Annotated in this window: 5 protein-coding genes; 4 read left to right on the forward strand and 1 reads right to left on the reverse strand. The window is 72.0% G+C overall.

All coding sequences use genetic code 11. The features are described from left to right. Positions 1-121 precede the first annotated feature (121 nt). The 3 genes from E1289_RS34640 (at position 122) to E1289_RS34650 (ending at position 5,576) form a co-directional block, all read left to right on the forward strand. On the forward strand, positions 122-3,523 hold the full coding sequence (locus tag E1289_RS34640; protein WP_165970740.1) for a CDP-glycerol:glycerophosphate glycerophosphotransferase: 3,402 nt from the start codon (positions 122-124) through the stop codon (positions 3,521-3,523). A 119-nt stretch (positions 3,524-3,642) separates the two neighbouring features. Beyond that, a complete protein-coding gene (locus E1289_RS34645; protein WP_131987918.1) occupies positions 3,643-4,401 on the forward strand; it encodes a hypothetical protein in 759 nt (252 codons plus the stop codon). Next, on the forward strand, positions 4,398-5,576 hold the full coding sequence (locus tag E1289_RS34650; RefSeq protein ID WP_131987920.1) for a glycosyltransferase family 4 protein: 1,179 nt from the start codon (positions 4,398-4,400) through the stop codon (positions 5,574-5,576). The genes E1289_RS34645 and E1289_RS34650 overlap by 4 nt, the downstream gene beginning before the upstream one ends. Here E1289_RS34650 and E1289_RS34655 read toward each other — a convergent pair. Then, the gene (locus E1289_RS34655; protein ID WP_131987922.1) at positions 5,573-7,024 is read right to left on the reverse strand and encodes a hypothetical protein; all 1,452 of its coding nucleotides are present in this window, start codon (positions 7,022-7,024) and stop codon (positions 5,573-5,575) included. The genes E1289_RS34650 and E1289_RS34655 overlap by 4 nt on opposite strands. A gap of 123 nt (positions 7,025-7,147) precedes the next feature. Between E1289_RS34655 and E1289_RS34660 the strand changes: the two genes are divergently transcribed. After that, positions 7,148-8,158 (forward strand): CDP-alcohol phosphatidyltransferase family protein, encoded by a 1,011-nt coding sequence (locus tag E1289_RS34660; protein WP_131987924.1) that lies wholly within the window; start codon positions 7,148-7,150, stop codon positions 8,156-8,158. The last annotated feature ends 14 nt before the right edge of the window (positions 8,159-8,172 follow it).

Consider the following 8,172-nt stretch of genomic DNA (forward strand, 5'->3'; position numbering starts at 1 on the left):
ATCAGAGACAGGGCGTGTTGCGCGGCGGGCGCCCGTCCCCCGGGCGCCCGCCGCGCAACACGCCATCCCCCCGACCCGGCACAGCCGCCGGGCCGGCCAAGTGATCAAAGGAGTGGGTCGCTTGTCCGCCACCCGGATCAGCGTCATCGTGCTCGCGCACGGAGCCGGCGAGTCGCTGCCCGACACCCTCGCGTCGCTCGCCGCACAGACGCACACCGATCTGGACGTGCTCGTCATGGACGACGGCACCGGCGTCACCGCCGAGACCGTCGTTCCCGACGGCCGGTTCCGGATCGTCCGGAAAGGCGCCCTGAGCCGCGGCGCAGCGCGCAACCTGGGCGTGCAGGAGAGCGACGGCGACTTCGTCCTGTTCGTCAACGGCGGCGACGAGCTCCCGGCGGGCGCGCTGGCGGCCCTGCTGGCCGCCCTCGACGAATCCGGATCGGACATCGCGGCCGGGCGGGCGGCCGTGCGCCGGTGGACGGGCCAGGTGGCCCAGTGGCGGCCGTCCAGGCAGCCGTCCGAACCGGTCACGGGCACCGACCTCACCCGCACCCCGGACCTGATCGCCGACCGCCGCGTCGCGGGGAAGCTCTTCCGGCGTTCCTTCTGGGCCGCGCACCGGCTGGAGTTCCCCGACATCGGCCGCTACGACGACCTGCCCACGACGATCCAGGCGCTGCACCTGGCCACCGCGATCGACGTGCTGCCCGACGTCGTGCTGCACCGCCACGGCCGGCTGTTCGAGCCGACGACGGAGCCGCAGGAGATCGCGGACGGGTTCGGCGCCGTCACGCTCGCCACGACGTGGCTGGAGGAGAACGGGCACCCCGGGTCCCGCCGCCGCCTGCAGCTGCTCGCCGTCAACGACGAGCTGCGGGTGTTCCTGGACGCGCTGCCGGACGTCCCCGCCGAGGAACGCGACCAGGTCGTCGCGCAGGCCGCCGCCTACGCGTCCGGGATCTCCGCGAAGGTGCTCGCCGGCGCGTCCGCGCTGACCCGGCTGAAGTGGCACCTCGCCGGCACCGGGCACACGACGGAGCTGGTGAAGGTCGTCCGGTACGAGCGGGGGAAGGCGTCGCCGTCGATCGTCCGCGACCCGCTGCGCCGGTACGTCGTGTACCCGTACTGGAAGGACTCCTCGCTCGACATCCCCCGCGACATCTACCGGGCGCGCGGCGAGGTCAGGATGCGCGGCCGCGTCCACGCGGTGAGCTGGGAGGGTGACCGGCTCACCGTCACCGGCGAGGCGTACATCAACTCGGTCAGCATGCGGCGCCGCTGGACGTCGGTGAAGACGATGACGCTGCGGTCCGGCAAGCGGAAGATCGTGGCGAAGGCCAGGCAGACCCCGAAGCCCGGCAAGAAGTCCGGCTGGTCCGGGTTCGAGTTCACCTTCGACGTGGGCCGGCTGCGCGACCGCGGCACGTGGGTCGAGGGCGACTGGGACGTCCAGGCGTCGGTGTTCAACGCGGGCGTGTTCCGGCAGGGGCCGCTGCGCGGCGGCAGCTCCGGCACCGGCGCCCACCCGCCGTACCACTACGTCGCCGACGACGTGCGCGTGGTGCCCCGGATCGAGGATCGCCGCCTCGTCATCACGGTCGAGAAGGTCGCCACGAAGGCGACCGCCCTGCGCTGGGACGGCGACGCGCTCGTCATCGAGCTGGAGGCCACCGGCGAGGCGCCCGACGAGCTCGTCCTGTCGCTCGGCGACGACCGCGTCCCGGTTCCGGTCACGCCCGCCGGAGACGGGCACACCGCCCGCGTCGACCCGGCGGCGCTCGAAGGGTCGCCGATCCCGCCGGAGCGCATCGACGACACCCGCGACTGGACGGTCTACGCCGGCGGCCGCCCGCTGGTGCTCGCCGAGGGCGTCGATGACGTCGACCGGGCGTTCGGCCCCCTGGAGGTCACCGCCGGCCGCGGCCCGAGCGGCTACCTGCGCGTCCGGCGCACCACGACCCGGCTGGTCGTGGACGACTGCACCTGGCGGCCCGACGGGACACTGACGCTGACCGCGACGCACACCGCCCACGACGGCGGGCAGATCGTGCTGCGCGGGCGGGCCCGCCGCAAGGAGCACGCGTTCGACCTCGTCGCCGACGCGTCCTCCGGCGTCCTGCGCGCGGAGCTCCCGGTCGCGGCCGTGCCGGGCGTCGCGGGCGTGCTGCCGCTGCGCCCGGGCCGCTGGGACGTGCTGTTCCGGCCCCCGGGCGGCCGGGCGCTGACCGTCCGGCTGGCGGACCCGGCGGCCAAGAACCTGCCGGAGCCGCTGGAGGTGGCGCGGCGCGGCTACGAGCTGGAGGGACGCGACGGGCGGCTGGTCGTGTCGGTGACCGGCGACGTCTCGTCCGAGGAGAAGAACGCCGGTCCGAAGTACCGCGAGGAGGCCCGCCGGCGCGTCGAGCGCGACGGGCTGCGCGACGCCGTCCTGTTCTCCTGCTTCAACGGCCGCCAGTACTCCGACAGCCCGAAGGCGATCCACGAGGAGCTGCTGCGGCGGAACCCGGGCCTGGAGCAGCTGTGGGTCGTCAACGACGCGCAGGTGGAGCTGCCGAGCACGCTGCGGGCCGTCCGGCTGAACGGCAAGGAGTGGAACGAGGCGCTCGCCACGTCCCGCTACATCGTGACGAACCACCGGCTCGGCGACGAGTTCCAGCGGCACCCGGACCAGGTCGTCCTGCAGACGTGGCACGGCACCCCGCTGAAGAAGATCGGCAAGGACATCAAGGAGGTGCACTTCGCCTACACGCCCGGCATGAAGAAGGCGCTGCAGTCGAAGTCCGCCGGCCCGGCCGTCCCCGAGTGGAGCCACCTGCTGTCGCCGAACCCGTTCAGCACGGAGATCTTCCGCCGCGCGTTCGCGTTCGACGGCGAGATGCTGGAGGTCGGCTACCCGCGCAACGACCTGCTGCACAGCCCCGACGCCGACGCGGTCGCCGCGCGGGTCAAGGCCCGGCTCGGCATCCCCGAGGGCAAGCGCGTCGTGCTGTACGCGCCGACCTGGCGCGACGACCAGTACTACAGCCGCGGCCGCTACCGGTTCGACATGCGGATCGACCTGGAGCGCGCCCGCCAGGCCCTCGGCGACGACCACGTCCTGCTGGTCCGCCTGCACACCAACGTCGTGGACGGCGTCCCGGAGGACGAGCACGGTTTCGTCCGGGACGTGTCGCTGTACCCCGACATCACCGAGCTGTACCTGATCTCCGACATGATGATCAGCGACTACTCGTCGGTGATGTTCGACTACGCCAACACCGGCCGCCCCATGCTGTTCTTCACCTACGACCTGGCCGACTACCGGGACCGCCTCCGCGGCTTCTACTTCGACTTCGAGGCCGAATCCCCCGGCCCGCTGGTCGAGACGTCCGACGACCTGATCGACGCGATCCGCGACGTCGAGTCCGCGACCGCCGGCCACGCGGCCCGCTACAAGGAGTTCGCCGACCGCTTCTGCCCCCTCGACGACGGAAGCGCCGCCGCCCGCACCGTGGACCGCGTTTTCGGTACGGCCGACTGAGGCCAGGGGTGCCATTTCGGCGGCCGGCGGCGGCGGGGCGATTGGTAGGCTTCGCGCCTGCCTATACGAAATGAGGGGAGTAGGCACAGGTCGTGGACGCGGTGGCGAACCATTGCAGGGTGGGCGTTGACGACCGCCTCCGGATCCGGTGGCCCGCTCCGCTGCCGGACGGCCGGCGGATCGTGCTGCGGCACCGCGCGTCCGGCGGCACGCTGGAGGAGCCGGTCGGCGGCGACCGCACCTCGGTCGCACTCGCCGTCGGCGAGCTCGACCCCGGCAAGTGGCAGGTGCGGCTCATGGCGGGCGGGACGGACGTGCCGCTCCTGACCGACGACCCCTGCTTCTCGTTCGAGGAGATGCGCGCCTACGCCGGGGCGCCCCGGGACCGCGCCGTGCGGGTCGTCCGCTCCCCGGAGGGGCATGTGTCGCTCCGCGTCCGGCAGGTGTCCCCCCACGCCGAGGTCGAGGCGGTGCACCCGGGCGATGGCGAGATCCGGGTCGAAGGGCGGCTCGCCTACGCGGGCCCGCGTCCCGGCGTGCCGGCGCGGCTGACCGCCGTCGCACGCGAGACGCGCCACACCCTGACGCGGGACGCGCGGCTCGACGGTACGGAGTTCCACGTCTGCCTGCCGGTGGACGCGTTCGCCGCGGAGGAGCCCGCCCTCTGGGACCTGTTCCTCGACGCCGGCGACGTCCACGCCCGCCTCGCGACCCGGCTGGACGACGCGCCGGGCAAGCGGGGCAAGGTGTCCTTCCCCCGGCAACTCGCCCCCGTCGGTGACGCGGGCGATGAGCGGCGGATGTCGGTGCGGCCGTACTACACCGGCAGGGACGAGCTGTCGATCGCGAGTCACCTCGTCACCGAGGAGACCCAGTGAAGATCACGTTCATGCTGCTGGACGCGTTCGACGTCGACGGCACCGTGCGGACCACCTTCACCCTGGCGGGCGAACTGGCCCGCCGCCACGACGTCGAGGTCGTCAGCGTGCTGCGGAACGCCGACCGGCCCGTCCTCCCGCTGTCGGACCGCGTCCGGCTGCGCTGCCTGGTCGACCTGCGCCCGGACGCGAAGGTGCCGTGGCCGAACACCGCCCGCGCCGAACGCCTCATGGCGGAACCGACCGGGATGGTCCACCCGGAGGAGCGCTGCTACAACAGGTTCTCCGCCTGGACCGACGTGCGGATCACCCGCTTCCTCAAGCGGCTCCGCACGAACGTGCTGGTCACCACCCGCGCCGGGCTCAACCTGGCGGCGGCGCGGCACGCCCCGGGCAGGGTCGTCGTGATCGGGCAGGAGCACCTGCAGCTCGGCATCCACCAGCCCGGAATCCTGGCGGAGATCAAGGAGTGGTACCCGCGCCTGGACGCCCTCACCTGCCTGACGGTCGCCGACCGCGAGGACTACGAGGCCACGCTCCCGGACGGCTCGTGCCCCGTCTACACGATCGGCAACGGCCTGCCGGACCGGGTGTATCCGCGGTCCCGGCAGGAGAACAAGCTCGTCGTCGCCGCCGGCCGGATGGTGTGGATCAAGGGCTACGACCTGCTGATCGGCGCCTTCGCGAAGGTCGTGGAGAAGCATCCGGAGTGGAGGCTGCGGATCTACGGGCAGGGGGTGCGGCGCGAGGAGCTGCTCCGCAAGGCCACCCGGCTCGGGCTCTACAACAACGTCCTGCTCATGGAGCCGACCGACGACATGGAGGGCGAGCTGGCCAAGGCGTCCATCCTGGCCATGTCGTCGCGTGCCGAGCCGTTCGGCATGACGATCATCGAGGCGTTCGCGTGCGGGCTGCCCGTCGTGGGCTTCGACTGCCCGCGCGGCCCCCGCGAGATCATCAATGACGGCCACGACGGGTTCCTCGTCCCGCCGCAGGACACCGACGCGTTCGCCGAGACGCTGATCCGGCTGATCGACGACGAGGAGCTGCGGCACCGGATGGCCCGCAACGCACTCGCCTCGGCCGAGCGTTTCGACATCGCGGCCGTCGCCGGGCTCTGGGAGAAGATGCTCGCCGAGCTGTGCACCAGGCCCCGCCGCATGACGGGACGCTAGCCCGGTTCGGCCGGCACGCTATCCGGCTCCGCGGGCGCCGCCGCCTCGCGGCCCTCGCGGCCCGGCGGGAGCAGTGCCAGCGCGAGAGCCACGCAGGCGAACGGGACGGCGGGCAGGACGTACCGGTAGTCGAAGTCGGCCGTCGCGGCGGGGATGACGAGCAGCGCGAGGCTCGTCCCCCACGGCAGCAGCGCACCGGTCGCCCAGTGCCGGACGGGCCGCATCGGCGTCCACCGGCCGCGGAACCGGGCATACGGCAACGCTCCGGCCAGCCCGCCGAGCAGCAGCAGACCGAGCACGGTGCCCGGCATGACCACGCGATCCTGGTAGCCGAGCACGATCCCGGCCCACGGATCGACGACCCTCGTCTCACCCTCGGGGTCGTACCTCGCTGCGAGCTTGTCCTGCTCGTCGCTCCAGGACGCGCCCTCGGGGAACTCGTACTGGAGCCACGTCCACGGTGTCGGGTACGGCTCGCGCTCCCACTCGAACGCCCGGAGCGTGTCGCGGACGACGACCCGCGCGTAGTCGGCGGGCTGCTCCGTGATGGCCTCCCGCGCGAACTCGCCCGCGAGCCGGTCGGGCCGCTCCCCGTAGATCCAGCCGGGCAGGTCACGGAACGGGGAGTCCTTCGTCCACAGGGACGCGAACGCCGGCGAGATGCGGGGATCGGTGTGCTCGGGGCACATCACCGCGAGCTCGGGCCGCGGCTCGATGACCCGGCAGTCGGCGAAGTCGGCGGTGCGCCCGTACAGCCAGATGTTCCCGGCCCTGGCCATCGCGAACTCGCCGTACACGTGCTGGAACGCGAACATGTACCCGACGATCGGAAGCACGAAGGCCGCCACCGCACCGGCGCACGCCCGCCAGCCCGCCCGCCGCAGCAGCATGGCGACCAGGATCACCGCGATCAGCGGCAGCCCCGCCGACCTGGTGAGCGACGTGCCCGCCGCGAACACCCCCGCCAGCGCCCCCAGCCACCACGTCATGCGCCGCCGCCACAGGACGGCCGCCACCGCCGCGAGCAGCAGGAACGTGAACAGCGAGTCCGACATGAGCATGTGCTCAAGGGCGACCTGATGGACGGGAAGCAGCACGGGGACCGTCAGCGCCGCCCCCAGCAACCCCGCCGCCCAGGGGCGCACGACGTCCCGGGCGGCCCGCCACACCAGCACGTACACGAGCACACCGGTCAGCAGACCGAGGACATGCTGCACCGACACCACGACCGTCAGGCTGTGGAACGGTTTGAGGAGCCACAGCAGCAGCGAGTACCCGGACGGGCGCGTCTCCCCTGGCCGCCCCTCGATCGCCGACTCCAGATACTCCGGCGAGTCACCGAACCACATCGGCGCCGGATACCCCAGCACCGCGGCGACCCGGATGAGGACCGCCGGTACCAGCACGCACACGAGAGGCAGGTGAAGCAGCACAGGTCGGGCACGCACCAGCAAAGACTACCCAGGGTGTTGGTCATCATCCGGTCGGACGATCACGAGTCGGAGACAATGCGGAGGACCGGAACCGGGCACCGATAGCATCGGATCGCTTCCCACAAGGAAAGGATCTCCATGGCGAACTTCACGCTCGACGACGTTCGGCAACGGACGTACAAGGCGCGTGACGCCTGGTGGACGGTACTGCTGGTCGATCCGCTCGCCTCCAGGCTGGTGAAGTTCACGGCCAACCGGACGCGGGTGACCCCGAACCAGCTCACCGTGGGAGCCCTCATCCTCGGCCTCGCCGCCGGGGCCTGCTTCGCCGTCGCGTCCTGGCCGTGGCTGCTCGCCGGCGCGCTGCTGTACCACCTGTCCTTCACGCTCGACTGCATGGACGGCAAGATCGCCCGCCTGAAGGGCACCGGCTCGGTCTTCGGCGCCTGGCTCGACTACATCTTCGACCGCGTCCGCGTCCTGGCCTGCGCGATCGCTCTCATGGGCGGCCAGTACGCCGCCACCGGCAACGTCGCCTACATCTGGACGGCCCTGGCGGTCGTGTTCCTCGACATGCTCCGCTACATGGACGCGCTGGAGATCTACAAGGTCCGCACCCAGATGCGGACCACCCTCAACGCCGCCCGCCGCGAGGCCCACGACCTGGAACAGGCCGCCCAGCGCGCCAACGGCGGCCTCCCCGACGACGACCTGATCTCCGCGGAGCAGGCCATCGGCGAGGACCCGGACGCCGACATGGAGGACCGCGTCGTCGGCGACGACCCGAACGTCGCGCTCCAGCAGGGCTTCAACAAGCGCTTCCCCTGGTACGCCCGCATCCGCAACGTCCTGATGGCGGGCCGCATCCGCCCCCACCTGGTCAGCGGCATCGAGTTCCAGATGGGCGTCTTCATTGTCGCCCCGATCGCCGCCGCCGTGGTCTCCGGCGCCATCATCCCGGTCGTCGCCATCAGCGGGGCGGGCCTCCTGGCCTTCGAACTGGTCATCATCTACAAGTTCTGGCTCTCCAGCCGCGACTACAGCCGCAACCTGGCGAACCTCAACGCCAAGATCGCCGACTACCGCACCCAACTCCCCACCGACCACCACCAAGAGGCAGCCACCCCCGTAACCACCAACTCAGGCTGACCCACCCCTCGACC

This window comes from Actinomadura sp. 6K520 (genome assembly GCF_004349245.1).
In the GTDB taxonomy this organism is placed as follows: domain Bacteria; phylum Actinomycetota; class Actinomycetes; order Streptosporangiales; family Streptosporangiaceae; genus Spirillospora.

Coding starts and splice junctions, on each gene's coding strand:
- E1289_RS34660 (WP_131987924.1), top strand. CDS start 7,148: ATGGCGAACTTCACGCTCGACGACGTTCGGCAACGGACGTACAAGGCG.